Source organism: Bradyrhizobium sp. USDA 4506 (genome assembly GCF_054058795.1).
In genome coordinates this window covers 1,580,964-1,606,492 of sequence record NZ_JBSSBM010000002.1, presented here as the reverse complement: position 1 = coordinate 1,606,492, position 25,529 = coordinate 1,580,964, and the positions used below count along the sequence as shown (strand labels likewise).

The following is a 25,529-nucleotide window of genomic DNA, read 5'->3' as shown; positions in this document are numbered from 1 at the left end:
GTCGTTGCTCCCTTATGCCGCCGCGATCTGGCAGAGAGTGACCTTGGGCTCCTGCATGCCCGTCGCGGGATCGTATCCGTAGGTGGTGATCGTGTTCGCGCTTTCGCCGAGCACGATCGGATCGGTGCCCTTCGGGTAGTTGCCGCGAAGATCCTTGCCCGCAAGCCAGCCGCCGAAATGGAAGGGCATCCAGGCAACGCCCTTGCCGACCCGCTCGGTGACGAGCGCCTTCATCCTCGCCCTGGAATTGTTCTCGGCGCCGGTGACCCAGACCCAGCCACCGTCCTTGACACCGCGATCGGCGGCATCGGCGGGATTGATCTCGATGAACATGTCCTGCTGCAACTCGGCGAGCCACGGGTTTGTGCGCGTCTCCTCGCCGCCGCCCTCATATTCGACCAGACGGCCGGACGAGAGGATGAGCGGAAACTGCTTTGCAATGCCCTTCTCCACCGCGGCCTTCTGCACCGAGAATCCGATATTGGGCATCCGGAACTGCTTGGCGTCGGGCAGCGTCGGGTATTTGGCGACGAGATCGACGCGTGGCGTATAGATCGGCTCGCGGTGAACGGGGATCGGATCCGGCAAGCCGAAGGCATTCATGCGCGCCTTGCCGTTGCCGTAGGGTACGCAGCCGTGCGCCAGCGCGACGCGCTGAATGCCGCCCGACAGATCGAGCGACCACGACACCGTGTCCGGATTGGCCGGATTGATCTTGTTGATCACGGCCATTTCCGCTTCGGTGAGCTCGGTGTCCCAGCCGAGCTTCTTCAGGCTCGCCAGCGTGAATTCCGGATAGCCGTCCTGGATTCCCGACCCCAACGAATACGAGCTGTCCGCGAGCAGGCTTACCTTCCGCGTCGTTCCGTCCGGCAGCTTCTCCTCGCGCTCGACGCCGAACCGCGGCCGGAACGTGCCGCCGCCGTCCATCACATGCAGATTGGTGTTGTAGAGCAGCGGCGTGCCGGGGTGCTTGACCTCGGGCGATCCCCAGCACGGCCAAGGCAGGCCGTAATAGTCGCCGCCAACCTCGGGATCGTCCTTCGGCGCCCGCATCGTCAGCATGTCGAACTTCGCCTGGTTCTTCATGTGCGCCTTGAGGCGCTCGGGCGATTGTCCGCAATAGCCGGTCGACCAGCTGCCGCGGTTCATCTCGCGCAGCACGTCCTCGGCCTCGGGCAGGTTGTTCTCGACCTTGATCTTCTTGAACATCTGGTCGGCGAAGCCGAGCTTCTTCGCCATCAGATAGATGATTTCGAGATCGTCCTTCGACTCGAAGATCGGCTTCACGATCTGCTCGCCCCATTGCAGCGAGCGGTTGGAAGCGACGCGCGACCCCTTGCATTCGAACTGGGTGGCGACCGGGAGAATGTAGACGCCTTCCGTGCGTCCCGCCTCGACCGCGAGCGAGGCCCAGGTCGTCGGATGCGGATCGGCGATGACGAGCAGCTCGAGCGCCTTCAGGCCGTTGAGGGATTCAGGGATACGCGTGATGCTGTTGGAGGCGTGTCCCTGCACGAACACCGCCTTCACGTTGTCCTTCTGGGCAACCTGCTCCTTCGGCAATGTCACCGCTTCGAACCAGCGGGTCAGCGGAATGCCGGGGGTTTCCATGATCTGCTTGGAATCGAACCGCGACTTCAGGAAGTCATAGTCGACCTCCCAGACCCGCGACCAGTGCTTCCAGGCGCCTTCGGCGAGACCGTAGTAGAACGGCAGCGTGACGATATCGAGCCCAACATCGGTCGCGCCCTGCACGTTGTCGTGGCCTCGGAAGATGTTGGCGCCGGCGCCGGCCTTGCCGACATTGCCGGTCATCAGCAGCGCGATGCAGCTCGCCCGCACATTGGCGGTGCCGACGGTCTTCTGCGTCTGGCCCATGGCCCAGATCAGCGTTGCCGGCTTCTCGGTGGCGAACATCTTGGCGACACGCTTGAGCTGCTCGCCGGGAATGCCGGTGACGCGCTCGACTTCCTCCGGAGGCCATTTCTCGACCTCCTTCTTGAGGTCGTCGAAACCGTAGACGCGCTGCCGGATGAACTCCTTGTCCTCCCAACCATTCTGGAGGATGTGCCACATCATGCCGTAGAGCACCGGAATGTCGGTACCCGGCCGCATCCGCACATATTCGGTCGCGTGCGCGGCGGTGCGCGTCAGGCGCGGGTCGATGACGATGAAGTTGGCCCTTTGCAGCTCCTTGCCCTCGAGCAGATGCTGCAGCGAGACCGGATGCGCCTCAGCCGGATTGCCGCCCAGGATGACCTGCGTCTTCGCATTGCGGATGTCATTGTAGCTGTTGGTCATCGCGCCGTAGCCCCAGGTGTTGGCGACGCCGGTGACGGTGGTTGAATGGCAGATGCGGGCCTGGTGATCGGTATTGTTGGTGCCCCAGAACGCGCCGAGCTTGCGGAACAGGTAGGCCCCTTCGTTGGTCATCTTGGCTGAGCCAAGCCAATATACGGAATCGGGACCCGACTTCTCACGAACAGCCTGAATCTTGTCGCCGATCTCATTGATCGCGGTGTCCCAGGAGACGCGGGTCCACTGCCCGCCCACCAGCTTCATCGGATAGCGCAGCCGCCGCTCGCTGTGCACGAGCTCACGCACGGAGGCGCCCTTGGCGCAATGCGAGCCGCGATTGATCGGAGAATCCCAGCTCGGCTCCTGGCCGATCCATACCCCGTTCAAGACCTCGGCCGTCACCGTGCACCCAACCGAGCAATGCGTGCAGATGCTCTTGCGCACGGTCGCTCCCGCCGTGAGCGGACCGGCCGCCGCGGCTTCCGCCTTGCGCACGCTGCCGAGCGGCAAGGTGCCGAATGCGGCAAGCGCGCCGCCGGCAAGACCGGATTTGCGCAGGAAGCTGCGGCGGTCGAGGCCACCGGCCTGATCTGCAAGGGAGCTGGCGGCGGAGCCTTGGCGCAGGGAACGCTGGTTTGTTCGCTTGATCAGCACGGTCAACCTCCCTTGGCCGGATAACGATTGACGCGGTAGAACGCCTTGACGTGATCGGTTTCCTTGTAGCGCGCCTTGCGCTTCTCATCGTTGGTTTCGCTGTCAGCCTGCGCAGAGCCGACCAGCGGCGTTGCCAGTGTCGCGCCGGCGCCCACCGTACCGACGCCGACCTTGCGCAGGAAATCGCGGCGCCCGACTGTGGTAGTCCTGTCTTCACTCATCGCATCTCTCCTGGACCCGCGGATGCAGGTCAGTTCGCGAACGTGAATGCTTCTGTCTCGATCTCGATAAAGGCGCGACCAAGCGCACCGACCGCACGATAGAAGACGGCGCTCTCCGCGCGCTCGATGTCGACGAACAGCCGCCCCATCCACGGCGCGACGTGTTTGCCGAAGAAGGCGCGCTGCGCGTCGAACGGCGCCGGGAAACGCCCTCCCGCGAAGCCTGCCATGATCTCGCACAGGATAGCCGCGTGATCTTCCGGCTCGGAATTGTTCGCGATGCGCTCGATCCCGGAGGCAGCGAGGTCGGCGCGCAGCCTCGACAGCGGCCGCTCGTTGAGAAAGCCGGTCAGATAGTAGGAGGCGTAGGGCAAGAGCTCGCCGCGGCCTAGACCTGTGAACAGATCGAAATATTCGCGTTCGACCGTCGCCGCGACTGCATTGGCGGCGGATTCGGCCAGCGCGGCATGCGCGCGCCCAAGCGGCGTGGCATCGGCGGTCAACGCGGCCAGTTGATCGAGCAGTTTCTTCGATGGTGCGGCGGACAACAGTGTCGCGAGCAGCAGATATTCCTGCGCACGCGCGACATCGACAGAATCAATCGGCGCTTCGGCATGAAGCGGCTCGCTGTACAGATCAGGCCGCAAATGATCGCGCGAGATGCCTGTGGCGGCTTCGACGGCGATCACCCGTTGCGCGGGCACCTTGTTCCAGTTCGAAACAGAGGGCTGGCTGATGCCGATTTTGCGCGCAAGCTCTGCAACGCCGCCGGCGGCGTCAATGGCTCGCTCAAGGCCAGCATCGCGCACGTGGACCTCCATCCAAGTCCCGGGTGCTGATTTTGCTTTTCTTACAAAGCGCTAGCGAAGCCTAGTCCCGGCCCAACGGGGGGTCAATCAGCTCGCATAGTCTGAGGCTATGGCCTTTCGTCGCGGTCCCTAGCGGGGCAGCGCACTGCCGTGCGTGCGGCGCTCAACCGGCACCTGTTCGCCGTCGGCGCTTTCCGCGACCGTTCGTTGCGTTGCAGCAGGATCAGGCGCGGATCCCGTGGTCGCGGCTTCTTCGGCCGCGATGCCCGGCAGTTCGACCTCGCGCAATTGCTGCGAAGAATCCGCGACTTCAACCGAACGCTCGGGCGGTGCCTCGGCCGGCTTGCCGAGGCCGCCGACGATCCTGTCGATGAGCGCGGCCAGTTCCGGCTCGGAGCAATCCAGCGGGCCAAAGCCCGGCATCGCGGTCGGGTCGTTGAAGTCCCAGGCGTTCTCGGCAAGCCCGACAAAGTCGCGGATGACGGGATCGGCGCTCCAGGCGCGACGAAGCGCCGCACGCGTCAGCTCCTGCGGAATTCCCTTGCGCAGGAACGCCGTGATGTCGGTCGCCGACGTAATCGAGTCAATCGAAGGCAGGCTCGAAAGGTCGAATTCCGTGTCATCATCGTTCACGGCAGGCGGCGGCATCGACTGCATGTCGTCGCGCATTGCCGGGTCCGGTGGCGTGGCGTTCGCCTTTGCCTCCTGCTTGCGACGGGACCAGCGTGTCAGGAACTTGTCCTCACTCATTCGTGTCCGCCTTCATGCTGCCGGCGCGCGAGCGCCTCCGGATCGGCCTGCCGTCGCTTGCGCTTGAAGAACTCACGTTCGACGTGGTGCTCGGCAATGAAGCTTTCAATCTGCTCACGCAGCATCTCCGGCATGGTGACAGCCTCGACCAGATTCGCACCGGCCTCCGTGAACGCCTCGCCCTCCGAAGGATCGGCGGTCGCGGCAGCCACCGAATAGGGCCAGGCGCCTTCCGCCGGCGACAAGACCGTCCAGATGGCCGGACTGCCCGAGGCGAGATTGTCGCGATAGCGCGCCGTCTCGGAACCATAGAGATCGACCGTGGCACTACCGGCATAAAACAGCGTCGTCCCGTTCTCTTCGCGAAGCACCGTCCAGGGTTTTGTGTCCGGCTCGTCGGGCAGCACGGCAACCGCGCGCCAGACAAAGTCGGTCCACGGCGAATCCGCCTGGTGCCGCTCCACCACGACGCCGACGGGAACGCGCACAAGCGGCAGCGCAGCCGGACTCATGTCGCCATCTCCAGATGTTTGACCGGCAGCCCCGTCAGCAAATTCTGCGGCTTCATCCGGAGCTTCTGGTCGGCGTTCATCGACAGAATGAGATAGACCGGCTCGCCCCGCATCTCGTCTGCGGCCACGCTGGCGTCCGCAAACGTCAGGCGGAACAATGAGAGCACGCGTCCGGCGCTGCGGTCGTCGAGCTGCTCGCCATGCCAGAGACGGTCGCCGAGCCTGGTCGCATCGGCGTCGAGCCCGACATACCAGGTGAGACGTGCATCACGCAGTTCGCGCAGCGGCTCAATGCTGACGTCGATCCCGAGCAGATGGGAGATCCAGCGCGCCATCGCCTGCGCCAGCGCCGCCGGCCCGCGGCCGCCTGCGGTGAGGTCGAATGCCATGTCGAATTGATCGCTCCGGCGCCAGTAATCGCCGGCATTGTCCTCGCGCAAGACGTCGAGCTCGGCATCGGTCAACGCCCCCAGCATCGACATCAGCGAGAGCACCGGGGGCGGAGTCTGTCCCCCGACGACCTCTTCATCACCGAGCAGCAGGGCCTGCTCCTGCGGCAGGATGCGCTGCGGGCGGAAGAACAGCTCGGCTGCGCGCAGCACGAACGGATCATCGCAGCCATCGAGCGCATTGCGCAGGATCACGTGCACGAGCTGATTGACGAACAGCGGCGGCAAATCGCTCGTCCCGGACCGGACGGTTGCAAGATAGGCCTGCTCCAGCGTCGGATGCCGCAGGAGGAGATCGCGGAAGGCAAGCACGAGCCGCCAGTTCTCCCGAGCATCCGCATCGACGATCGCGTCAATCTCTTCCGCGCCGACCGGCCTGCGGGGAGCCGCGAGCAGCGCGCGGTGCAGCCGCCGCTCGACCGGGCATGCTTCGTCCGGCGGAACCAGCTCCGGACGAGCAAAACAGGCCTTCAGGAACTCGTCGGTGACGCAAAGCCCCCCGCTCTCGTCGCGATCGAGCAGATGGTGGCCGCACGCGATCCAGAAATCATTCATCGGTGCCGCGACTCCCCATTCATATCGGCAAGCTTGAGATCACCGTCAGGCTCGACATCGTCTTCGACTTCCATGAACGAGAACGCCTTGCCGTGTCCCTGACCCTGACGCAGCTGCAGCCTGCGGAACGACTCCCGGACTTCGCCGTCGCTCACCGAACGGTGAACGGCAATGAGCGAGCTGACCGGATGGTTGCAGAGCGACTGCGCGAAGGCGACCTCCTCTTCCGCCGCCGTCCGCGCGGTCGCCAGATCCGGCGCTCCGAAACGATCGATCAATTGCCTGGCGAGGCGGTCGATCAGCGCGCTGCAATCGTTCTCGGTCGCAGGCACAATCTGCACCAGCGTCGACCAGCCCCAGGACTGCACGCCGAGGAAGCCACTGCGGAACGCGACGCGGGCCTTGCCGGTCAGCTTCGTCGGATCCTGATCGCAGAAGCGGAAGGCACCGGAGACGGCCCATTCGCCCGGCTCGGCCGCCACATCGAATACGAAGGTGTCGGAGGGATCGAGCGCGATGCTGCGGAGCAGTTTCACAGTCGCGGCCCTCCGAGCTTCGGATCGAACCAGGACGGCGTTCCGAGCGCCTTGACGAGTACGCTGCGTTCGATCCTGTCGGCGCCGACGCGGCGCGTGAGGAGATCGCCGCCGTCATCGATCCGCAGCACGGTTCGCCGCTCGCGGGGGATCCGGCTGAGATAGTCGCGCGCGAGGCTGCCAAAGCCATCGGTCTGCCAGCTATCGATCGCCCGCATCAGGTGCCGCGCAAAGCTCTCGGTCACCTGCACGGCTCCCGCTTCGCCAAACCCCTCCTCATCCAGCGCGGACGCGAGCGGATGGACGCCTGGTCCCTGATCGGCCATTGCGACCGTCCGGATCATGGCGCCGAACACCAGCCAAGCAGGCGGCTCGTCCTCGCGCGCAGACGTCGGCCATCCCATCCGTCCGCCGCCCACCAGCCCACCGTCGATCGCGACGGTGTCGGGCCAGCCGATCGCGACCGTCTTGTGCGGCGGCGCATAGGCGCGCAGGGCGTCGGTGAGCGCGACCATGCCAGCATAGAAGGCGCGCCGTGCGGTGGCCAAGGGCTCGCCCGGCTCGAGCACCACGGCGAATTCGGCAAGATCGAACCGCCCGACATACACCAGCGTGCCGGCACCGCTTTTGGGTGCAATGCGGCAAGCGTGAGCAAAGGCGTCTCCGCTCTCACGCAACCGGACGAGCGTGAATGGCGGCGGCAGATGGATCGCTTCCGTCACGGAGACGCGGCTGGTCGGGGTCGACCGCAAGGGCCGTCCTCCACTTTCCTTTTCCTTCCGATAGTGAATATCTATACGAGGTGAAGGAATGGCGCGAGTCCGCAAGACGGCGCCGCACCCGCGGAGGGATCGACCTGGAGCAGCCAGCGAAGACCGTCCTGATCTGCTCGTGTGAAGACACGATGCGCCTTGACGTGGCCGCGATCCAGCGTGGATGTCCCAACTGCGAGATCAGGAGCCATCGTCATCTCTGCGGCGCCGAGCTCGAAGATTTCCGCAACGCCGCGAAAGCCGACGACCCGCTGACCGTCGCCTGCACGCAGCAGGCCGGCCAGTTCACCAATGAGATGGGCGAACGCGCCGGCCCGATCAGCTTCGTCAACATCCGCGAGACGGCGGGCTGGTCGCGCGATGGCGCGAAGGCGGGCCCGAAGATGGCGGCGCTGCTTGCAGCGGCGGCGGTTCCCGCGCCGGACTATCCGCTGGTCACATTGTCGAGCGATGGCATCATCCTGATCTATGGGCGCGACGAGACCGCGATCGAGGCTGGCCGGCTGCTGGCGGACCATCTCGACGTCACGGTCATGCTCAGGAAGCCGGCGGACGTCGTGCCGCCTGCCGCGGCCGTGTTCCCGATCGTGCAGGGCACGATCCGCAATGCGCGGGGGCACTTTGGCGGCTTCGAGCTCGCGATCGACGACTACGCGCAGCCACGCCCGTCCTCACGCGCCCGCTTCGAGTTCGAAGCCCCGCGCAACGGCGCGATCTCGCGCTGCGATCTCGTGCTCGACCTCTCCGGCGAGCCGCCTCTGTTTCCCGCACACGATCTGCGAGACGGCTATCTCCGCGCGGATCCGCGAGATCCCGCGGCCATGCTGCGTGCGGTGCTCGCCGCCCGCGATCTCGTCGGAAGCTTCGACAAGCCGAGATATGTCGACTTCACACCCAGCCTCTGCGCGCATTCCCGCTCGAAGCTGATCGGATGCCATCGCTGCCTCGATTTGTGCCCGACCGGCGCGATCACGCCGGACGGCGACCATGTCGCAGTCAACGCGGAGGTGTGCGCAGGCTGCGGGCAATGTGCGGCCGCCTGCCCCACCGGAGCGGCATCCTACGCGCTGCCACCCGCCGATACCCAGTTGCAGATCCTCCGCGCCATGTTGCGCGCCTATCGCGAGGCCGGCGGCACACATCCGGTCCTGCTGCTGCATGACAGCCAGCACGGCACGCCGCTGATCGATGCGCTCGCCCGCCATGGCGACGGATTGCCGGCCAATGTGCTTCCCCTCGCCGTCAACGAGCTGACGCAGGTCGGCCTGGAAGCCATCATCGGCGCCTTCGCCTATGGCGCGGCTGCCGTGCGGCTCCTGCTGCGCGCCAAGCCACGACACGACGTGACCGGATCGTTGCTGACGATCCGGATGGCCGAGACCATTCTCGCCGGACTCGGATTTGACGGCCGCCGCGTGAGCACGATCGAAACCGACGATCCCGACACTCTGGCCGAGCAACTGACGGGGATTGGCCCCCTCGCCGGCCTCGAAAATCCCGCGACTTTCCTGACGGTCGGCAAACGCGGCGATCTGCTTCGCTTCGGCTTGAGCGAACTGCATCGCCTCGCCCCCAAGCCGGTTGACGTGATCGCCTTGCCTGAGGGTGCACCTATCGGTGCGATCACCGTCGACGTCGCCGGTTGCACGCTGTGCCTGTCCTGTGTTTCGGCCTGCCCAACCGGCGCGCTCCGCGCCGATCCCGACCGCCCTGTCCTCAAATTCGTGGAGGACGCCTGCGTGCAGTGCGGTTTGTGTCAGAGCACCTGTCCTGAAAAAGTCATCAGGCTCACCCCGCAGATCGATTTCCGGGCAAGACGCGCGCCGGCGCGGGTGATCAAGGAAGAAGAACCTGCCCTGTGTATTCGCTGTGGCAGGCCGTTCGGCGTCAAGAGCACGATCGATCGGATCGCGACCAAACTCGAGGGACGGCATTGGATGTACCCTGCCGGGGACCGTCGGACCGAGGCCTTGCGGATGTGCGCCGATTGCCGGGTCATTGTCATGAGCGAACAGCAGTTCGATCCGATCCAGGACGTGCCGGAACGCGCGCCGCCACGAACGACGGATGACTACCTGCGTCAACGCGAGAACAAGGACTAGCCGCATGCCTCGATTCATGAAGGTTCTGTCGACGTGCCTTGTCACCACGGTCCTTGGCGGCACAGCCGTCGAGGCCGCCGCCCTTACCAAAGCGGAAAAGGTTGCACTCAAGCAGGCGGTCGTCGCCTGCAAGGCCGAGGCGAAGGGCAAGAAGATCAAGTGGCTGTCCGGCCGCAAATACGTCAACCAGTGCGTCGTGGCGGCGCTCAAGGAACATCCCAGCATTAGTATCGCCCGCATGCTCAAGGAGAACCCGGAGCTGACGAAAATTCCGGTGGAGCAATGGCCGGGGTATTAAAGTCTCATATCGCGGCTTGACGCCTTCGCTTGAGTATGCGCAAGGCGGCTAGCGCCAACGCGGGCTATTTCGACGTCGCACGCGCCAGGAAGTCTGTGAGCGCGCGGCGATCTTCGGCCGAGCCGATCTGCTGCTCCGGCATCTTCGTGCCGGGCGTATAGGCGTTCGGCCCGATCTCGAACAATTTTGAGACGGTCTCCGGCGTCCAGACGATGTCCATCGTCTTGAGTGCGTCGGAGAAGCGATAGCCCGGCAGCGAGGCGATCTTCCGACCGAACAGTCCGGCAAGGGTCGGACCGGCACGCTGCACCTCCGTCTCCGACAATGTGTGACAGGCGACGCAGGCCCTGAAGACTTCGGCACCGTGGTCGTCGGCATAGGCGGCGAGCGGGTCCCCCGGCGTGCCCACCACGTTCGATCCGATCGCCGCGCCGGTCAGTGCATTCCAGCGCCTGATCTTGCCGTCGGCGCCGCCGGTCAGGAGCGTCACGCCATCGGGCAGGAATGCAACCGACCAAACCGGCCCGCCCAGCCCGGCGAACGTGCGCAGCACGCTGCGCGCCTTGCGATCGACGATCGCCACCGTGCCGTCAATTGCCGCCGCGGCGATCAAGGCGCCGTCATGCGAGACCGCCAAGGCGACGACCGGCGTGGCGCCGGCGATGACCTCTCCGCTTGCCTTGCCGTCGGCCGTCATCATGCGCAGCTTGCCGTCCGCTGCGCCGGTGACGATTTCGCCGTCAGGCGAGATGGCCACGGCATTCAGCGGCAACGGCACCGTGACGACCTCGGCGCTGCCGTCCGGCAGGCGCCAGATCCGCACTGTCAGATCGTAGCCCACGCTTACCAGCGATTGTCCGTCGGGGGCAAAGGCCACGCCATTCACGTTTTGCGAGTGACCTTGCAGCACGCGCGAGCCCCCGTCGGACAACGACGAGAGCCGCACGGTATGGTCCCACGAGGCGGATGCGAGCTTGGATGCATCGGGCGAAACGGCGAGCCCGACGATGGGTCCCGTATGGTCCGCGAAAACCCGGTCCGGCTGCGGCCGGCCCGACGTCCAGATCGCAATCCGGCCATCCGCACCCGCCGTTGCCATTCTTCCATCGCCGAGGAAGGCGACCGCATTCACCGCACCCGAATGGAAACGAAGCACCTGCTCCGCCGACTCGGTTGCCAGCGACCATCGGATCGCCGCAGTGTCGAAGCTGCCCGACAGAACCGTCCTGCCGTCGCCTGAAACGGCGATCGCGCGGACAGGTCCGCCGTGTCCGGCCAATTGCGCTTGCGCGGGTTGCAGCGCAAGAAGCAACGATGCCGTCACAAGGAACGTGGCGAGGCGCAAAATCAAATCCATGGCCGTCGGAGACACTCGCAGCGAAGCCCCGGGCCATTCTGCCCGTTTTTGCTGCCCGGCCAAAGTGCTCCCTGGCGTCCATCGGCCCCGCCGGCGGTCATTCTGAAAATCTGGCGTGTCCATGGGCGACGGGCTTGGCCCCTGGCAACAACGTGCCCATTTCACCAGTAATCAACATGGGAGCTCGTATTCGGTTCGGGGTGCGACAAGCGGCGCCTTGAAGAGCGACCCACGCGGTCGCAGTCTTGGTAAAGGCGCCTCACAATCGAGGTCGAACATGCAAATACATCCGAAAGCATATCTGCAGTTCATCTCGCGCATTTGGCATTCTCGCGTGTTGCCGCCGCGGGATCGCAATCCCACCAGCCGGGACGCGTCGCCACTGCTGATCTACATCGCTGCGGTGTTGGCGCTGCTACTGGCAATTCTGATAGTCGATCGCCACGGTGCGCCGTTTCAATTCCCAGAACATGTCGGCGATCCCGCTGAGATCAACCCGATCTTCATGAGTTTTTGAAACACAGCGCGCGACGGGGGCTGCGCAAGCGAACAAGCCGTCCGACGCGTCGCGCTGTTCAACGCCAGACGATTTCCAGCCCGCTCATCCCGAACCGAATGCGTTCGGATGCGACGGCACCATTCTCTCTATTGCTGAGTTCCCCTCGGAAACACCAGCGATCGATCGTCGAAATCTTCAACCGGCAGCTTATCTTGCGCAGCGGGCATCCCTGCCACCGATGTGTGGCTCACGGACGATGGATGCGATCTCGGGACATTCGTCGCAGCCAGAAAAAGCGCGAGGGCGGTCAGGCTGGCGATCATCAGGAGCTTCATGCGAACCTCCGTTGGTTCTGAGAAATTCCTGACTAGTGCAGGACTCGACGTCCCCCTGTGAGATCGCTCACAACTCTCCTTTTGTTGATCAGCGCTGGAGCCGATGCCCTCGGCTCCAGCCCCCTCCCAACCCGCCTATGGCAAATCTTTCGGGCGCGGCCACAGGCCGCCTTCGGACCAGGATTCGGATTCATCGGGCGACAACGAATCCGCGCCACCGCCGGTTCGTGCGGGATCGACATTGAGCAATCGGCGCAATTCGAGCTTGCCGATCTGGTTGCGGTGGACCTCGTCGGGGCCGTCGGCCAGTCGCAACAAGCGAGTCGTCGCGAGCGCTGCCGAAAGGAAATGGTCGTTGTTGGTGCCGCCTCCCCCGAACGCCTGGATCGCCCAGTCAACAATGGTCTGCGCCATGTTCGGCGCAACGACCTTGATCATCGCGATTTCCTGCCGCGCTGCCTTGTTGCCGACCGTGTCCATCATGTAGGCAGCTCTGAGCGTCAGCAGCCGCGCCTGGTCGATCTTCATGCGCGCTTCGGCCACCCGCTCGAGCGTCACGGTTTGCTCGGCGAGAGGCTTGCCGAAGGCGACACGTTTCAGCGCGCGCCGGCACATGCGCTCGAGCACGCGCTCGGAGAGGCCGATCAACCGCATGCAATGATGAATGCGTCCGGGCCCGAGCCGACCCTGCGCGATCTCGAACCCACGCCCCTCGCCGAGCAGCATGTTGGCGGCCGGCACGCGTACATTGGTGAATATCACCTCGGATGCACGATCCGGTACGCCGTAGAAGCCGAGCACGGGCAGCGAACGGACGACATGCACGCCGGGCGTCTCCTTCGGCACGAGGATCATCGACTGACGCTTGTGACGATCCGGATTCTGCGGATCGGTCTGCCCCATGAAGATGATGATCTTGCATCGCGGATCGGTGGCGCCGGTGGTGTACCATTTGCGACCGTTGATCACGTAATCGTCGCCATCACGGACGATCGAGCTGGCCACATTGGTCGCGTCGGACGAGGCGACGTCGGGCTCCGTCATCGCAAAGGAAGAACGGATCTCGCCGGCCAGCAAGGGCTTCAGCCAGCGGTCCTTCTGCGCCTCCGTACCGTAGCGCAGGATGGTCTCCATGTTGCCCGTGTCAGGAGCACTGCAATTGAAGACCTCGGGAGCAAGATGCGAACGCCCCATGATCTCGCACAGCGGGGCATATTCGAGATTGGTCAGCCCGTCCTCGTGAGCGGGTAGAAACAGGTTCCACAGGCCGGCCTGTTGTGCGAGCGGCTTCAGTTCCTCGACAACCGGGTGCACAGCCCAGGGCCCGAGCCGCTCGGCCTCCTGATAGTATCGGCGCTCATTCGGATAGATGTGCTCCATCATGAAGCGCTGGAGACGCGCGGCCAGTTGCTGGCTGCGCTCGCTTTGGGTGATATCCATGTAGATTCTCCTTACCGGCCGCGTAGGCCGTCCCTGAGCGTGTTTCGGGTGATTTTTCCGGATTCCGTCTTCGGCAGATCGTCCAGCACGCGAATGTCGACCGGGCACTTGTAGGCCGCCAGTCGCTCGCGGCAGAAGCGCGAGAGCGCGGCAACATCGATCACGGTGCCGGGTTGAGCGGAGACGAAGGCGACCACCGTCTCGCCGCGATAGGGATCGGCGGCGCCGACGACGGCTGCTTCGCGCACGCCCGGAAAGCCATAGATCACGTCTTCGACTTCGCGCGGCCAGACCTTGAAGCCGGAGGCGGAGATCATGTCCTTCTTGCGGTCCACGAGGTAGAACCAGCCGCTCTCGTCAAAGAAGCCGACGTCGCCGCTATGCAGCCAGCCGTTGGTCAGCACCTCGTCGGTTTCCGCCGGCTTCCTCCAGTAACCGGCCATCACGCCTGAGCCACGCACAACCACCTCGCCATGCGCGCCGGGTCCGAGCGGGCGGCGCTCGTCGTCGACGACGATCGCATCGGCGCCCGAAGTCGGCCTGCCGATCGACAGCGCGCCTGAGTCGGGATCGACCGGAATCCGACCTTCGTTGGGCGCAAGATGGCTTGCAGAGGTCAGTTCGGTCATTCCATAGGAACTGCGGATCGCCCGTCCAAACCGTCTCGCAAAGGCATCGATGACCGAGGGCGCGATCGGCGCGCCGCCGGAATAGATATGTACGAAGCTCTCGAAATGCCGGCTCGTTGCGTCGGCCTGGTTCATCAGCGCGATGTATGCGGTGATGGCACCGACGATGAATGTCGGCCGCCATTCAAGGAAGGCATCGAGCGCGACCTGGGGCTGGAAGCGATAGGTCAGCACCATCGCCGCACGCGCGGCAAACGCCGCGACCATCTGGATTTCAAAGCCGGTGATGTGGAACAGCGGCGCGACCCCAAAGATGCGCGACATGCCGTTCAATTCGAAATGATCGCAACAGATCAACGCGGTCGCCACCAGATTGCGATGCGTGAGCACGGCGCCCTTTGGAACGCCCGTGGTTCCGGAGGTATACAAGAGAAGGGCGATGTCGTGGGAAGTCAGAACCGGCGCCGGTGGTGCGGCTGCATTTTCGGCGAAAACCGTCGCCAGCGCCCGGGCCGGCGGCGCTGCGCCCGGCACTGGCAGCACCCGGACATCGTTCCGCGTCTGGAATTCGCCAGCGCCGGTCCAGAACACCAGCTCGGAATCGACCGAACCGGCGGCCAGGAAAACGTTCTCCCATTGATCGTCGTGGCAGATCACCGCCTTCGGCTCGCAATCCCCGAACAGCTTGCGAAGCTCCGGCGTGCGGTACATCGGATTGAGGCTGACGACGATGGCCCCGACCTTCCAGGCCGCCACGCTGACGATGACGAACTGCGGCACATTCTGAAGAATGACGGCGACCCGATCGCCGCGCCCGACCCCTTTCTGCGCGAAGCGGGCAGCGAGCCGGTCGCTGAGCCGATCGATATCGGCATAGGTCTGCGTCGCATCGAAATAGAACACGGCCGGCGCCTCGCGCGGCGCGGCTTGAAACAGATCAAGCGCCGTCCGCCTTCCGGGATCGGGCGGAGCGACCGACGATTCCCCGAGCCGCGCGCGCTGCCGGCCCGCGGCTTCCTCGTAAGCGCGCGCACGCGACACAGAATCCAGGCCGAGCGTCATCGCCGCTTGCTACCAGTGTCGTAACGACGGCAGCCCCGTCCGGCCCGGCGGCCGCTATAGCCCGCCGCCATCTGGCGCCGCAGGAACCGTGGCAAAAGGCGTTCGCCGCCACTACTCATTGGCACTTTTTCCTCGATAGACCGAGCCGAGACGCGCATGCGGCAGCGCGGCACGGCTTGCAAGGGGCGGCTGGGCCGCCCCACTCTCTTTTGCTTGAATGACAACGCGCGTGCGCCGGATGTGGAGACGCACCAACACCTGTGCAGCTTCGACATCGCGCGCCCGGATCGCGTCCATGATCAGGACATGCTGGGGATCGGAGAACGGAAACCCGTCCTTGGCATAGGTCTCGCTCACAAACTGTCGCCGGAAATGCTGCGTGCTGTTCCAGAAGCGTTCGACCATCGCCAGCAGTTGCGGCATCCGCGCCCGCGAATAGGTCCGTAGATGAAACTCCCGATCAAGCTGGATGTATTCCTCGAGCGTGGTGACCTGCTCAAGTTCGCGCACAATGCGGTCAAGCGTCTCGATATCCTCGTCGGTCAGATTTGGAACGCTTTCGCCGATGGCAAGCGGCTCGACCGCTTCACGGATCTTGTAGATCTCGATCGATTCTTCCGAATTGACGTCCGCAATCCAGGCGCCACGGTTCGGCGCCATCACGACGAGCCCCTCGTTCTCGAGCTGCTTCAGCGCCTCGCGCACGGGAATGCGGCTGGCTCCGAAATGGGCCGCAAGAAGCTCCTGCCGAATCCGCGTGCCTGGCCGCATCTCGCCGCTCAGCACCGCGCTGCGAATCTCGCTTGCGATCCTCTCGCTCATCAGGCGACGGGACTCCGGATCGTCCTCATTGCCGTCCCGCGTCATGTCCTTCCAATGGGGAGGCCGCTGATAAGGACTCATGAAAGGCCCTCCTTCAATGAATGGCCGCGTACATGATCTTGTCCTCGGTCGCATCAGCCCGTGCCATTTCCTCGACGATACGTCCGCCGCGAGCGACCAGGATCCGATCCGAGATAGCCAGAATCTCCGGCAGATAGGAAGAAATAACGACAACCGCCTTGTTCTCGCGCGCCAGCCTGCGAATCGCCTCGTGAATTTGTGGAATGGCGCTCACATCGACACCACGCGTCGGTTCGTCGAAGATGACCACCGTAGGCTCCTGGGCCAGAGACTTTCCCACCACGACTTTCTGTTGGTTGCCGCCGGAATATTCGACAATCTTCAGCGTCCGCTTCAATGCAGAGATCGAGAGCGCCGAGATCCATTGATCGGCGATCCGTTTCATCTCGCGCGCGGAGTAAAGGAACCGCTTGACGCGCGGCGACGACAGATAGCCAAGATAGATATTCTGATCCACCGTCATCGTCTCGAAAAAACCGTCGACCTTGCGATCCTCGGTGATGTAGGCGATTCCGTCGCGCACCGCCTGCCGCGGCACCCGGTAGCGGACCGGCTTGTCCCGCAGATAGATCATCCCGCCGCGCAGGAAGTTGCGCTTGCGGGCGCCGCTGACGATCTGCGCGATCTCGGAGCGCCCTGCCCCGACCAGCCCGAAGATCCCGACGACTTCTCCGTTGAACACCGAGAACGACATATTCTTGACGATGCTGCCCATCGTCACGTTCTCGACCGAAAGCACCTTCTCACCGCGGGAGGCATGCGGCTTCGGCGCATCCGGATCAGCCCCGTGGGTCGCGTACTGCGCTGCGGTTTCCTCACGGCCAACCATCATCCGCACGAGCGCGTCCCGCGTGACGTCCTTCGCCGGTACGGTGGCGACCAGCTTGCCGTCGCGAAGCACGGTGATGCGATCGGCGATGTTCAATGCCTCTTCCAGCGCATGCGAGATGAAGATGATCCCGGCGCCCTTCTCCTTCAGGGTGTTGAGAAGATGGAACAGATGCTGCGTCTCTTCGGGGGTCAGCGATGCGGTCGGCTCATCAAAGATGAAGACCTGGGCGTTGTGGCGAACCGCACGCACGATCTCGACCATCTGCCGCTTGGCGGTTCCGAGATTCTCCACCAGCACCAGCGGGTCGACGTTGAAGTTCATCGATTGCAGCGACTGGGTCGCCGCGATGTTGATCTTGCTGTAGACCGTGACCCACTTCTCCATGCCGAGCTCAAGGTTCTGCGCCACCGTCATCGAGGGGACCAGGCTGGATTCCTGGTAGACCATCGCGACCCCACCCTCGAGCGCTTCCTTTGGCGACGCGAACGAAACCTTGCGTCCCTGGATCAGGTAGTCGCCGGAGGTCAGCACGATCGCACCGGCAATCGCCTTGCAGAGCGTCGATTTCCCCGCGCCGTTTTCTCCCAGCAGCGCGTGAATTTCGCCCGGCCGCAGATCGAAATTGACAGCATCGATCGCGTGCAGGCCGCCATAGACCTTGCTGCCATTGACGATCTGAAGCAGCGGGGTTCCTGCCTGTTGTTCGGCCGCCATGGCGTTCATCCTTCTTGCATGCCGCGACCAGGCGGCAGTTCGACGAGGCAATCGCGTCCCTTGGACACCGCCAGCACACGCGAGCCGACCGGGCGGACGGCGGTGATTCCATGAACCCGACCATCGACGCGACTGTGCAGCGTCTCGGTCGCCGTGCCCCTGTCGTCGAGCCGGGCGACGAGGCCATAGGAACGCGGCGGGGCCCACGGCTTCTGGATACCGAGTTTCTTGATGCGGCCGATCTGGGTCGGTTCGCGCGGATTGAGGCGGCCATCCAGCGCCGGCCCGATCCAAAGCTCAGGTGGCACCGTCCGCATCATCTCTTCGCAGAATGTCCGCTCGCGCAGGACGAATTCGGTCAATTGCGTGCGGAGCGCGAGGAAGGCCATCCAGACCTCACCATTCTCGCCTCGGGCAAGACGCGCCGGGTAGCCGGTATGATTCTTGACGATCACGCGCCTGTCGTCACCCGCACGTGAAAAAGCGGTCAGGCGGTGGGCCCAGGACTCGGCGACCCACACATCTTTGCCGTCACCGGATACGACCACGCCGAGCGGCCATGCGAGCTTGTCCGCACGCGCGCTCGCACCGCCGAGCGAGGAATTGCAGGCAATGAGCCGGCCCGACGGGGCGCGGTTCTGCATCAGGTCGGTCAGCCAATGCTCTGGCCGATTGTTTCGCGAACCGTCGGTCAGGTAGATCGCCCCGTCCGGCGCGACCGTCACCGACAACGGACAGGCAATCTTCTCACCACCGACGCTTTCGAGCTTGCCGGCGATCTCGCCAGTTGGCGAAAGCGCCACCAACCCCACGCCGGAGACGCAGGCGAGCAGCCGGCCGTCCGGCGTGCAGGCAAGCCCGCCGACCGGGCCGTCGAGCGTCGCGAACTCCGTGCGCGTGTTGAAGTCGTCTCCCGCGCAACGCAGAACGCGGTTGCCGGTCGAGACATAGAGCGCACCGTCCTGCCCGAGCGCGATGTCGTCCGGTCGCTCGATCTCGTCGCCGAGCTGGCGCGCCTGGTCGAGCCGCTGGTTCGGCGAGAAGGCGCCGTCGAGCACCGGAATGCCGTGAATTTCCCGGTTCGGGGACAGCACGCGATCGATGATATCGCCAAGCAGAGACATGGCTCAGGCCCTTCCCCAATAGGACTTGTGCGCTTCCCAGGTCGGGTCGGCGTCCTGCAGGCGGATGCGGCCGATGCGGTTGTTCTCCAGCCCCCCGATATAGAGATAGCCCTTGTGTTCACGGACCGACGTGATGGTCGGATGCGAAAGCCCGCCTGGATCCCAGAGCGATTCCGTCACCACGCCATTGTCGTCGAACTTGACCACGCAGCCGTAGTTGATGCCGGGGCACAGCCACTCGTCCGGCGGGATTTGCTTGACCATGCGGGTGCGGAAAACAGGGTTGCGCATCGCAAGGTCATAGACCGGCGTGCGCAGGCCGACGAAGGCGAGCCAGTACTTGCCGTCGGAGGCGCGGTTGATGTTGTCGCAATAGCCCGGAAGGTTGTCGATCAGGATTTCGCTGGTGCCCGCCTTCGGGCCGGCGATCCAGAAGCGGTTGATCTGGCATAGCCAGGTGCTGGCCCACAGCACCGACTGACCGTCATGCGAGATGCAGATGCCGTTCGGGAACGTCAGGTTCTTGAGGACTGTCCTGGTGGTGCCGGTCTTCGGATCGTGGCAGATCAGCCGGCCGTTGCCGCGTCCCTCAAAGCCGTCGAGCGCCCAGTCGGTCAGTTCATATCGGGTCGAAGCCTCGCTGAAATAGATCTTGCCGTCCGGCGCGACGTCGAGATCGTCAGCGAGATAGAGCCGTGAATCGTCCTTGAGGCGCGTACGCGTGCGCGTGGTGCGATCGGTGACCTTGAAGACCGAGCGATCGGGCTTCACGCCGTAAACGCCCATGCCCGCGATGCAGACGAGGAGGTTCTGATCCCGATCGAACGCCAACCCGAGCGGCCGGCCGCCGATGCGCGCGAATTCCTCGCGCACGGTATAGTCCGGTGCGAGAAAGCGGATGATCGAGCCGTTGCGGTTGACGGTGTAGAGGTTGTCCTTGCGGTCAAGGATGATGTCTTCCGGGCCCTCGATCATGTTGAGCGCGATCGCTTCCGCGTTCTTCAGGCGGTCGTTCTCCGCGAACGGCGTGCCGCTGCCCCGCTCGACCGACGGCGGCGGTTCGAAATCAACCCAGCTTGGGGTGACATAGACCTTTTGCAGCATCTTGCCCTTGTTCTTGACCCACTTCACGTTGAAGCCGACCGCAAGCAGCAGGATGATGCCGATGATGGCGGTTGTCAGGTTGCCGGAGATCCCGAGCCGGACCATGCCGCTGGTGAGCATGAAGATGATCGCCGCGCCCATGACGGCGCGCGCGATGGTACCGCGGCCGCCGGCCAGGCTGATGCCGCCGAGCACCACCGCGGCCAGCGCGTTGATCTCCCAGCCGACGCCGGTGTCGGTGCCCGAGCTGCTCTGCCGCGCGGCATAGAGGATCCCCGCCAGCGCCGCGATCGCGCCCGACATCACATAGGCGGAGAACAGCACGCGCTTGACGTTGACGCCGGCGTGGCGGGCCGCCTTGCGGCTCGACCCGACCGCCATGATGTGGACGCCGGGCTTGATGCGGGTGAGGAAGAAGTGGGTTCCGACCGCAAGCAGGATCAGCACCAGCATGTTGAAGGGAATGCCGAGAACCCTCCCCGAGCCCATGAAGTCCCACGTACTGGACCCGCTGTCGATGCTCGCGAGTTCGTTCGTGAACGCAACCGTCACCTTGTTGTAGGCGGCGCGGACGATGATGAGGACGACGAGCGTCGTCAGGAACGGCCGGGTCTTGCCGTAGGCAATCAGGCCGCCGTTGATCGCGCCCATCGCCGCACCGAACAGGACCACAAGCACGATCGTCACGGGCAGCGGCAGCCCGAGGATGAGATACAGATAGAGCGCGAGGAAGTTCGACATCGCGAACACCGCGCCGACCGACAGGTCGATGCCGCCCGACAGCACGGAGAAGGCCATCGCGACCGCGACCATGCCCTGCTCCGCGAAATTCCGCATCAGTTCCTGCAGGCTGCCCGCCGTCAGGTAGCGCGGGATCATGATCGCGAAGGCCAGGAAAACCGCGATCGTCAGCGTGAATGGAATGATCGGCTCCATCCAGCGCTTCTCAAGCAGTTCGCCCAGGAACAACTGGGGCGAATGGCGGTGCCAGGCTCGTTGCAGGCTCTTCATCAACAGACTCCGGCGGGCTCGGCGCAGCAGCAGCCGAACGGCGGGACGACACGGGGGATTTGGATCGACAGCTCCGGCCTGCCCGCGCCGCGGTGGGCGCGGGCGCCGGAACGACTTACTTCGCGCCCTTCGGGATGCTGAAGCAGTACATGCGATCGTCCTTCGACTTCACCCAGGCGGGGGTCGTGTAATAGGCGATGTTCTTCGCGCCCGGCTTGTCGCCGCTCTGCAACAGCGCAATCACCGCGTCGGCGATGGTCTGGCCCTGCACGTCGGCGCGATACGACAGGTTCGCGGAGAACGCGCCTTGCTCGAGCAGATCGCAATCCGCAGGTTGGCCGTCGCTGGCGACGAACACCTTCACCTTGTCGCCCATGTTGGCGGCCTTGATCGCCTGCGCCGCGCCCGCGGTTTGCGGTCCCCAGACGCTGAGGATCCCGCACAGCTTGGGATGCTGCTGCAACACGGTGGTCGTGATGTCGCCGGCCTTGTTGGCGTCCCAGCTGGTCGGCTGCGACGACACGACCTTGATCGACGGGTCGGTCTTGAACACCTCCATCGCGCCATTCTTCATGTCGAGCGAATAGGCCGCGGTCGCCTCACCTTCGAGGATCGCAACCTCGCCGGAGCCCTTGCCGCCGCCACACTGATTGATGACCTCGCGCGCGATCTTGGTGCCGAGATCCTTGGCATCGACGCCGACATAGGCGTCGGTCAGGGTGTTCGATGCCATGTTGACCTGCACGACATAGATGCCCGCGTCCATTGCACGCTTCAGCTCCTTGGCGAGCAGCGTGACGTTCGGATTTTGCACCACGATCACGTCGGGCTTGTCGTTGATATAGTCGCTGACGGTCTGAAGCTGGATGTCGGACTTCATGTTGGCGTCGCGGGTGACGAGCTTGATGCCGTAATCGTCGAAACGATCCTTCATCACGCGCGTCCATTCGGATTCCAGAACACCCATCCAGACCGGCGACCAGGCCACCGTCTTGCCCTTGAGCGACTTGTCGAATTTCTCGCGCAGCTGGTCGCGCGGCCCGGCCGCCTGCGATGGCGCAGCCACCAGCGCGGCGGTTGCCACCATCGCGGCCAGCCCGATGCCGGCAAACGCCCTCCTGTGCACAGCTTTCGTCATGTCAATTCCTCCCCTGTTATGTCGGCCGACTGTTGCGGCCCGTTGGTTGATGCAGAGCTTTAATCGCCCTGCTTCGACGTCTCCTCGTCGCGCGGATGCAGCCGGGAATCGAGCAGGATCGCGATCAGCAGCACGACACCCTTGACGATGTTCTGGGTCTGCACGTCCATGTCCATGATGGTCATGCCGTTCAGCAGCACGCCGATCAGCAGCGTTCCGGCGATGACGCTCATCACGTTGCCGCGGCCGCCGACGAGGCTGACGCCACCGAGCACCACAACCATGATGACGTCGAAAATGATCGTCGATTCCGCGACCTGGAGATGCATCAGCGCCGTCTGCGCGACCATCACGACACCGCCGACATACCCGATCGCGGCGCACAGCGCGTACTCGATCATGGTCAGCGGGCGGGTCGGCAGACCGGTCTGACGCGCGGTATCCGGATTGTCGCCATGGGCATAGACGAAGCGCCCGATCACGGTGCGCGACAGGAAAAGATGCACCACGACCGCGGTGGCCGCGAAGATCAGGATCGAGATCGGAACGCCGCCCCAGATGTTGCCGCCGAGCCGCAGGAATTCGTCATGCCCCTTGGAAAGATAGACGACATAGTGCTGCACCGCTGTGGTGCGCACGATCCCCAGCACCGCCAGGCTCGACGCCAGCGTCGTCAGCAGCGGCGGCATCTCGATCACCGAGATCAGAAACCCGTTCAGGATGCCGATGGCGATCGCCATCACGAAGCCGATCAGCAGCGCGACCGGCGTCGCGTAGCCCGAGTTCATCAGGATGATCGCGATCGCGGTGGAAGCGGCAAAGGAGGCGACTTGCGACAGATCCAGTCCACGCCCGATCACGACCACGGCCATGCCGAGCGCGAGAATGCCGAGTATCGAAATGTTGCGCGCCAGCGCGAACAGATTGCCCAGCGTCAGGAAGCCCTTCAGGAAGATCGAAAAAATGACGATCAGGACCGCGCACATCACCAGCACGGCCGTCGTCTGCGTCAATTTCGCCCCGCGCGCGCCCGAACTGCCGGTCACCGGGTCCTCCCAGGATTGATTTTATTGTGGGCGGAAATTGAACAGAATGTATCCAGAAGTCAACATCCGTATCCAAGATTTGGACAGCAGCTGGTTTGACCGGAGGATATATTCACACCTGACCCCCCCATAACTGTCTATATCTACATGGATATATGTATGTTCTGGCGATCCGCGATCGAAGCGCATTTTCCGAGTTCGACCGGTCCTTTTGAAGCCGACATTGCTATATTGGATACATTCGGCTTGAGAGCCTGTCCCTAAGGCCAACTGGTCCTCATAGCGCCGTCACCCGCGGCGACGGAACGAAGCCGACGACGTTGCGGCAATCGCTCCTGGCCAAGGCCTGAAGATCGTGGCGAAAGAGAATGCCGAGACCGAGCTTTGACGCCGCCTTTCGCCCATCGAAGCCGCGCCAGATGGAAGACCGAGCGACCTGACGGCCGGTTTAAATTCAGTCTCGGCGCGCCCATATGCGTGGCAGGTTCGCAATCACTGACGGCACCAGATTGTCCGAGCAACTGTCGATGTTCGATGCGCCCGCCGCAGGACCGGCGGGTCTGCGCTACGCGCCGGATTTCATCTCCAAAGCAACCGAGGGCGAGCTCATCCGCCACATCCGGGCACTTCCGCTTGCCCCCTTCCAGATCGGACAGTTCGAAGGCAAGCGCCGCGTGGCCTCGTTCGGTTACCGGTACGACTATGGGTCGCGCCGACTGGAATGTACCGAACCGATCCCCTCCTGGTTAAGCGACATCGTCGCCGCGATCCAATCCTTCGGCGGCGCGTCGACCGAGATCGGGCAGATCCTGTGCACCGAGTATGATCGCGGCGTCGGTATCGGCTGGCACCGCGACAAGCCGCATTTCGACAGGATTTTCGGACTGTCCCTGGGATCCGCATGCAAGTTCCGCTTCCGACGCCGGACGGAAAACGGGTGGGAGCGGTTCACGCTCGAGGCGGCGTCCCGATCACTCTATCTGATGGCCGGTGATGCACGGCAGATATGGGAGCACAGCATTCCGCCGGTCGAGGCCCCCAGATATTCGATCACTTTTCGAACCATGGTCGAAACGGCGCGGGGCGCCAAAGCGTCGCGATGACCTTGGATTGCCGGTTCCAGCGATCCGCTGCGCATCGCCGCATCAACCCTGATCGAGCGCTACTTCGATCCAATCGGAAGACGCAATCATGAGCGGAAGGTGCGACCAACGCCGCGCGAATGGTTGATGGGACGGGGGCGGACGAACTTGGGAAGTTCGTCCGCCGAGAGATCGCGCGTCCCCGGAGTCGATCGCGGGGAACGCACCGGGCTTCTCACGCCGCTTTCGCAGCAGCCTTGTCCGCCGGTGCCGTTTCCATGGCGCGCATATAGAGATCGAGCAGGGATTCGCGCTCGTCACGCTCATCCTGATCCTGCTTTCGCAGTTTGACGATCTCCTTGAGGATCTTCACGTCGAAACCCTCACCCTTGGCTTCCGAAAACACTTCCTTCTTCTGCTCGTTCAGTTCCTGCAGTTCAGCGTCCAGATTCTCGATCCGCTCGATGAAGGAACGAATTTTTCCGCCGGGAATGGTGATGTCAGACATGGTGCCTCTTTGTTGAATGAGGCGGTGAAAATGAAAGCAAAGTGATAACCAATGTCTTAAGCTTCATCGGTTCCTGTAGCGCATCTATCCCGCGGCTTGCCGCGGTATTTCAGACCGCGATCCAGCTGATCACGGCTGCGGCCGACGTCCAGAGTGTCCATCCAAGGCCAAGCAGGGACATCACCGCGGCCGCCATTGCTACGGCCAGCAGCAGACCATCTTCCTGCAGGTAAGCGATCGCGATCAGGACGACCACAATTCCGGGAATGACGTTGACCAGAGGCAGGGGCCAGCCCGCCAGCAGACCCAACAGGAACACGACCAAGCCAACAAGCCGGTCAGTCACGTCATGGCGCGCGTTCCAGCGCGGCCGGCTGATGTTCTCGATCGCGCGCAGCAGCGGACCCGCCCTGACGGTGAACCGCTTGAATCGCTTGAAGTCGAACGGCCGCTTCGACAGGAAGCGGGGAAAAGATGGAGCACTGTGCCCCAACATCATCTCGACCGCCGGAAACAGGAGGGCCAGCGTCGCAATTGTGGCCACGCCGGGGACGATCACGAGCAGCCCCAGCAACAGCAGGAGCAACCCGAACGAGCGCCTGTCCAGATGGCTGAGGAGCCATTCGAGGTCGACGGGGCCGTCAGGTGCTTGCGCGACGAGTTCTTCGAGGAGCTGGGAAGTACGGGTAGGCGCTGAGAGGGGAGCGGGCAAATGAAGCATTACCCGGTAACATGGTCGAACTCCGTATCGATTGCAACGAATGCCAGAGGCGCCTAGGAAGCAT

General features: G+C 63.9%; 24 protein-coding genes. 4 read left to right on the top strand and 20 right to left on the bottom strand.

Annotated elements, in window-relative coordinates; genetic code table 11:
- Positions 1–12: 12 nt before the first annotated feature.
- From ACVIHF_RS09630 to ACVIHF_RS09595, 8 genes are all read right to left on the bottom strand, one after another.
- Positions 13–2,955: a molybdopterin-dependent oxidoreductase gene (locus tag ACVIHF_RS09630; protein ID WP_456791977.1), complete on the bottom strand. Its 2,943-nt coding sequence runs from the start codon at positions 2,953–2,955 to the stop codon at positions 13–15.
- Between the two features lie 2 nt (positions 2,956–2,957).
- A complete protein-coding gene (locus tag ACVIHF_RS09625; protein WP_028334130.1) occupies positions 2,958–3,176 on the bottom strand; it encodes a twin-arginine translocation signal domain-containing protein in 219 nt (72 codons plus the stop codon).
- A gap of 29 nt (positions 3,177–3,205) precedes the next feature.
- Positions 3,206–3,985 carry a Cro/CI family transcriptional regulator gene (locus tag ACVIHF_RS09620; RefSeq protein WP_456791976.1) on the bottom strand — a complete coding sequence of 260 codons (780 nt, stop codon included), beginning with the start codon at positions 3,983–3,985 and terminating at the stop codon, positions 3,206–3,208.
- Between the two features lie 129 nt (positions 3,986–4,114).
- Positions 4,115–4,735, bottom strand: a complete 621-nt coding sequence (locus ACVIHF_RS09615; RefSeq protein WP_456791975.1) for a DUF3306 domain-containing protein — start codon at positions 4,733–4,735, stop codon at positions 4,115–4,117.
- Positions 4,732–5,247, bottom strand: a complete 516-nt coding sequence (locus tag ACVIHF_RS09610) for a DUF3305 domain-containing protein (RefSeq protein WP_456791974.1) — start codon at positions 5,245–5,247, stop codon at positions 4,732–4,734. The genes ACVIHF_RS09615 and ACVIHF_RS09610 overlap by 4 nt, the downstream gene beginning before the upstream one ends.
- A complete protein-coding gene (locus ACVIHF_RS09605) occupies positions 5,244–6,251 on the bottom strand; it encodes a DUF6352 family protein (protein ID WP_456791973.1) in 1,008 nt (335 codons plus the stop codon). The genes ACVIHF_RS09610 and ACVIHF_RS09605 overlap by 4 nt, the downstream gene beginning before the upstream one ends.
- Complete coding sequence (locus ACVIHF_RS09600; RefSeq protein ID WP_456791972.1) at positions 6,248–6,787, bottom strand: DUF6505 family protein; 540 nt, start codon at positions 6,785–6,787, stop codon at positions 6,248–6,250. Before ACVIHF_RS09600 ends, ACVIHF_RS09605 begins: the two co-directional genes overlap by 4 nt.
- On the bottom strand, positions 6,784–7,539 hold the full coding sequence (locus ACVIHF_RS09595) for a biotin/lipoate--protein ligase family protein (protein WP_229189510.1): 756 nt from the start codon (positions 7,537–7,539) through the stop codon (positions 6,784–6,786). The genes ACVIHF_RS09600 and ACVIHF_RS09595 overlap by 4 nt, the downstream gene beginning before the upstream one ends.
- Positions 7,540–7,691: 152 nt before the next feature.
- On the opposite strand from ACVIHF_RS09595, the gene ACVIHF_RS09590 reads away from it, so the two are divergent.
- Entirely contained in the window at positions 7,692–9,662 is a 1,971-nt protein-coding gene (locus tag ACVIHF_RS09590) for a 4Fe-4S binding protein (RefSeq protein WP_456791971.1), read from the top strand.
- Positions 9,663–9,666: 4 nt separating this feature from the next.
- Positions 9,667–9,960 (top strand): hypothetical protein, encoded by a 294-nt coding sequence (locus ACVIHF_RS09585; RefSeq protein ID WP_456791970.1) that lies wholly within the window; start codon positions 9,667–9,669, stop codon positions 9,958–9,960.
- Positions 9,961–10,024: 64 nt separating this feature from the next.
- Here the strand turns inward: ACVIHF_RS09585 and ACVIHF_RS09580 are convergent, their stop codons facing one another.
- On the bottom strand, positions 10,025–11,317 hold the full coding sequence (locus ACVIHF_RS09580) for a c-type cytochrome (RefSeq protein ID WP_456791969.1): 1,293 nt from the start codon (positions 11,315–11,317) through the stop codon (positions 10,025–10,027).
- Between the two features lie 277 nt (positions 11,318–11,594).
- Here ACVIHF_RS09580 and ACVIHF_RS09575 point away from each other — a divergent pair, with 277 nt between their 5' ends.
- Positions 11,595–11,834 (top strand): hypothetical protein, encoded by a 240-nt coding sequence (locus tag ACVIHF_RS09575; RefSeq protein ID WP_057017128.1) that lies wholly within the window; start codon positions 11,595–11,597, stop codon positions 11,832–11,834.
- A 128-nt stretch (positions 11,835–11,962) separates the two neighbouring features.
- On the opposite strand, the gene ACVIHF_RS09570 is transcribed toward ACVIHF_RS09575, so the two are convergent.
- The 9 genes from ACVIHF_RS09570 to ACVIHF_RS09530 form a co-directional block, all read right to left on the bottom strand.
- Positions 11,963–12,151 (bottom strand): hypothetical protein, encoded by a 189-nt coding sequence (locus tag ACVIHF_RS09570; RefSeq protein ID WP_456791968.1) that lies wholly within the window; start codon positions 12,149–12,151, stop codon positions 11,963–11,965.
- A 135-nt stretch (positions 12,152–12,286) separates the two neighbouring features.
- Positions 12,287–13,591, bottom strand: coding sequence for an acyl-CoA dehydrogenase family protein (locus ACVIHF_RS09565; RefSeq protein ID WP_456791967.1), 1,305 nt, complete (start codon positions 13,589–13,591; stop codon positions 12,287–12,289).
- A gap of 11 nt (positions 13,592–13,602) precedes the next feature.
- The gene (locus tag ACVIHF_RS09560; protein ID WP_456791966.1) at positions 13,603–15,282 is read right to left on the bottom strand and encodes an AMP-binding protein; all 1,680 of its coding nucleotides are present in this window, start codon (positions 15,280–15,282) and stop codon (positions 13,603–13,605) included.
- Between the two features lie 111 nt (positions 15,283–15,393).
- Positions 15,394–16,053, bottom strand: a complete 660-nt coding sequence (locus ACVIHF_RS09555; protein WP_233285872.1) for a GntR family transcriptional regulator — start codon at positions 16,051–16,053, stop codon at positions 15,394–15,396.
- A 145-nt stretch (positions 16,054–16,198) separates the two neighbouring features.
- Complete coding sequence (locus ACVIHF_RS09550; protein ID WP_456794077.1) at positions 16,199–17,740, bottom strand: sugar ABC transporter ATP-binding protein; 1,542 nt, start codon at positions 17,738–17,740, stop codon at positions 16,199–16,201.
- The gene (locus ACVIHF_RS09545) at positions 17,737–18,789 is read right to left on the bottom strand and encodes an SMP-30/gluconolactonase/LRE family protein (protein WP_456791965.1); all 1,053 of its coding nucleotides are present in this window, start codon (positions 18,787–18,789) and stop codon (positions 17,737–17,739) included. The genes ACVIHF_RS09550 and ACVIHF_RS09545 overlap by 4 nt, the downstream gene beginning before the upstream one ends.
- A 69-nt stretch (positions 18,790–18,858) precedes the next feature.
- Positions 18,859–20,970: an ABC transporter permease gene (locus tag ACVIHF_RS09540; protein WP_456791964.1), complete on the bottom strand. Its 2,112-nt coding sequence runs from the start codon at positions 20,968–20,970 to the stop codon at positions 18,859–18,861.
- Between the two features lie 115 nt (positions 20,971–21,085).
- On the bottom strand, positions 21,086–22,108 hold the full coding sequence (locus ACVIHF_RS09535) for a sugar ABC transporter substrate-binding protein (protein ID WP_028334112.1): 1,023 nt from the start codon (positions 22,106–22,108) through the stop codon (positions 21,086–21,088).
- Between the two features lie 59 nt (positions 22,109–22,167).
- Positions 22,168–23,154, bottom strand: coding sequence for an ABC transporter permease (locus ACVIHF_RS09530; protein WP_456791963.1), 987 nt, complete (start codon positions 23,152–23,154; stop codon positions 22,168–22,170).
- Positions 23,155–23,663: 509 nt separating this feature from the next.
- Here ACVIHF_RS09530 and ACVIHF_RS09525 point away from each other — a divergent pair.
- Positions 23,664–24,257 carry an alpha-ketoglutarate-dependent dioxygenase AlkB gene (locus ACVIHF_RS09525; protein ID WP_456791962.1) on the top strand — a complete coding sequence of 198 codons (594 nt, stop codon included), beginning with the start codon at positions 23,664–23,666 and terminating at the stop codon, positions 24,255–24,257.
- A gap of 214 nt (positions 24,258–24,471) precedes the next feature.
- Here the strand turns inward: ACVIHF_RS09525 and ACVIHF_RS09520 are convergent, their stop codons facing one another.
- Positions 24,472–24,744: a DUF2312 domain-containing protein gene (locus tag ACVIHF_RS09520; protein ID WP_016842183.1), complete on the bottom strand. Its 273-nt coding sequence runs from the start codon at positions 24,742–24,744 to the stop codon at positions 24,472–24,474.
- 109 nt (positions 24,745–24,853) lie between these two features.
- The gene (locus tag ACVIHF_RS09515; protein WP_225646071.1) at positions 24,854–25,465 is read right to left on the bottom strand and encodes an exopolysaccharide biosynthesis protein; all 612 of its coding nucleotides are present in this window, start codon (positions 25,463–25,465) and stop codon (positions 24,854–24,856) included.
- Between the last annotated feature and the right edge of the window lie 64 nt (positions 25,466–25,529).

What these genes read in the sequence shown, in the direction of transcription:
- ACVIHF_RS09625 (WP_028334130.1), bottom strand. Translation starts at nt 3,176, where the DNA reads ATGAGTGAAGACAGGACTACCACAGTCGGGCGCCGCGATTTCCTGCGC.
- ACVIHF_RS09615 (WP_456791975.1), bottom strand. Translation starts at nt 4,735, where the DNA reads ATGAGTGAGGACAAGTTCCTGACACGCTGGTCCCGTCGCAAGCAGGAG.
- ACVIHF_RS09610 (WP_456791974.1), bottom strand. Translation starts at nt 5,247, where the DNA reads ATGAGTCCGGCTGCGCTGCCGCTTGTGCGCGTTCCCGTCGGCGTCGTG.
- ACVIHF_RS09605 (WP_456791973.1), bottom strand. Translation starts at nt 6,251, where the DNA reads ATGAATGATTTCTGGATCGCGTGCGGCCACCATCTGCTCGATCGCGAC.
- ACVIHF_RS09590 (WP_456791971.1), top strand. Translation starts at nt 7,692, where the DNA reads ATGCGCCTTGACGTGGCCGCGATCCAGCGTGGATGTCCCAACTGCGAG.
- ACVIHF_RS09585 (WP_456791970.1), top strand. Translation starts at nt 9,667, where the DNA reads ATGCCTCGATTCATGAAGGTTCTGTCGACGTGCCTTGTCACCACGGTC.
- ACVIHF_RS09580 (WP_456791969.1), bottom strand. Translation starts at nt 11,317, where the DNA reads ATGGATTTGATTTTGCGCCTCGCCACGTTCCTTGTGACGGCATCGTTG.
- ACVIHF_RS09575 (WP_057017128.1), top strand. Translation starts at nt 11,595, where the DNA reads ATGCAAATACATCCGAAAGCATATCTGCAGTTCATCTCGCGCATTTGG.
- ACVIHF_RS09570 (WP_456791968.1), bottom strand. Translation starts at nt 12,151, where the DNA reads ATGAAGCTCCTGATGATCGCCAGCCTGACCGCCCTCGCGCTTTTTCTG.
- ACVIHF_RS09565 (WP_456791967.1), bottom strand. Translation starts at nt 13,591, where the DNA reads ATGGATATCACCCAAAGCGAGCGCAGCCAGCAACTGGCCGCGCGTCTC.
- ACVIHF_RS09560 (WP_456791966.1), bottom strand. Translation starts at nt 15,282, where the DNA reads ATGACGCTCGGCCTGGATTCTGTGTCGCGTGCGCGCGCTTACGAGGAA.
- ACVIHF_RS09555 (WP_233285872.1), bottom strand. Translation starts at nt 16,053, where the DNA reads ATGCGGCCAGGCACGCGGATTCGGCAGGAGCTTCTTGCGGCCCATTTC.
- ACVIHF_RS09550 (WP_456794077.1), bottom strand. Translation starts at nt 17,740, where the DNA reads ATGAACGCCATGGCGGCCGAACAACAGGCAGGAACCCCGCTGCTTCAG.
- ACVIHF_RS09540 (WP_456791964.1), bottom strand. Translation starts at nt 20,970, where the DNA reads ATGAAGAGCCTGCAACGAGCCTGGCACCGCCATTCGCCCCAGTTGTTC.
- ACVIHF_RS09535 (WP_028334112.1), bottom strand. Translation starts at nt 22,108, where the DNA reads ATGACGAAAGCTGTGCACAGGAGGGCGTTTGCCGGCATCGGGCTGGCC.
- ACVIHF_RS09520 (WP_016842183.1), bottom strand. Translation starts at nt 24,744, where the DNA reads ATGTCTGACATCACCATTCCCGGCGGAAAAATTCGTTCCTTCATCGAG.
- ACVIHF_RS09515 (WP_225646071.1), bottom strand. Translation starts at nt 25,465, where the DNA reads ATGCTTCATTTGCCCGCTCCCCTCTCAGCGCCTACCCGTACTTCCCAG.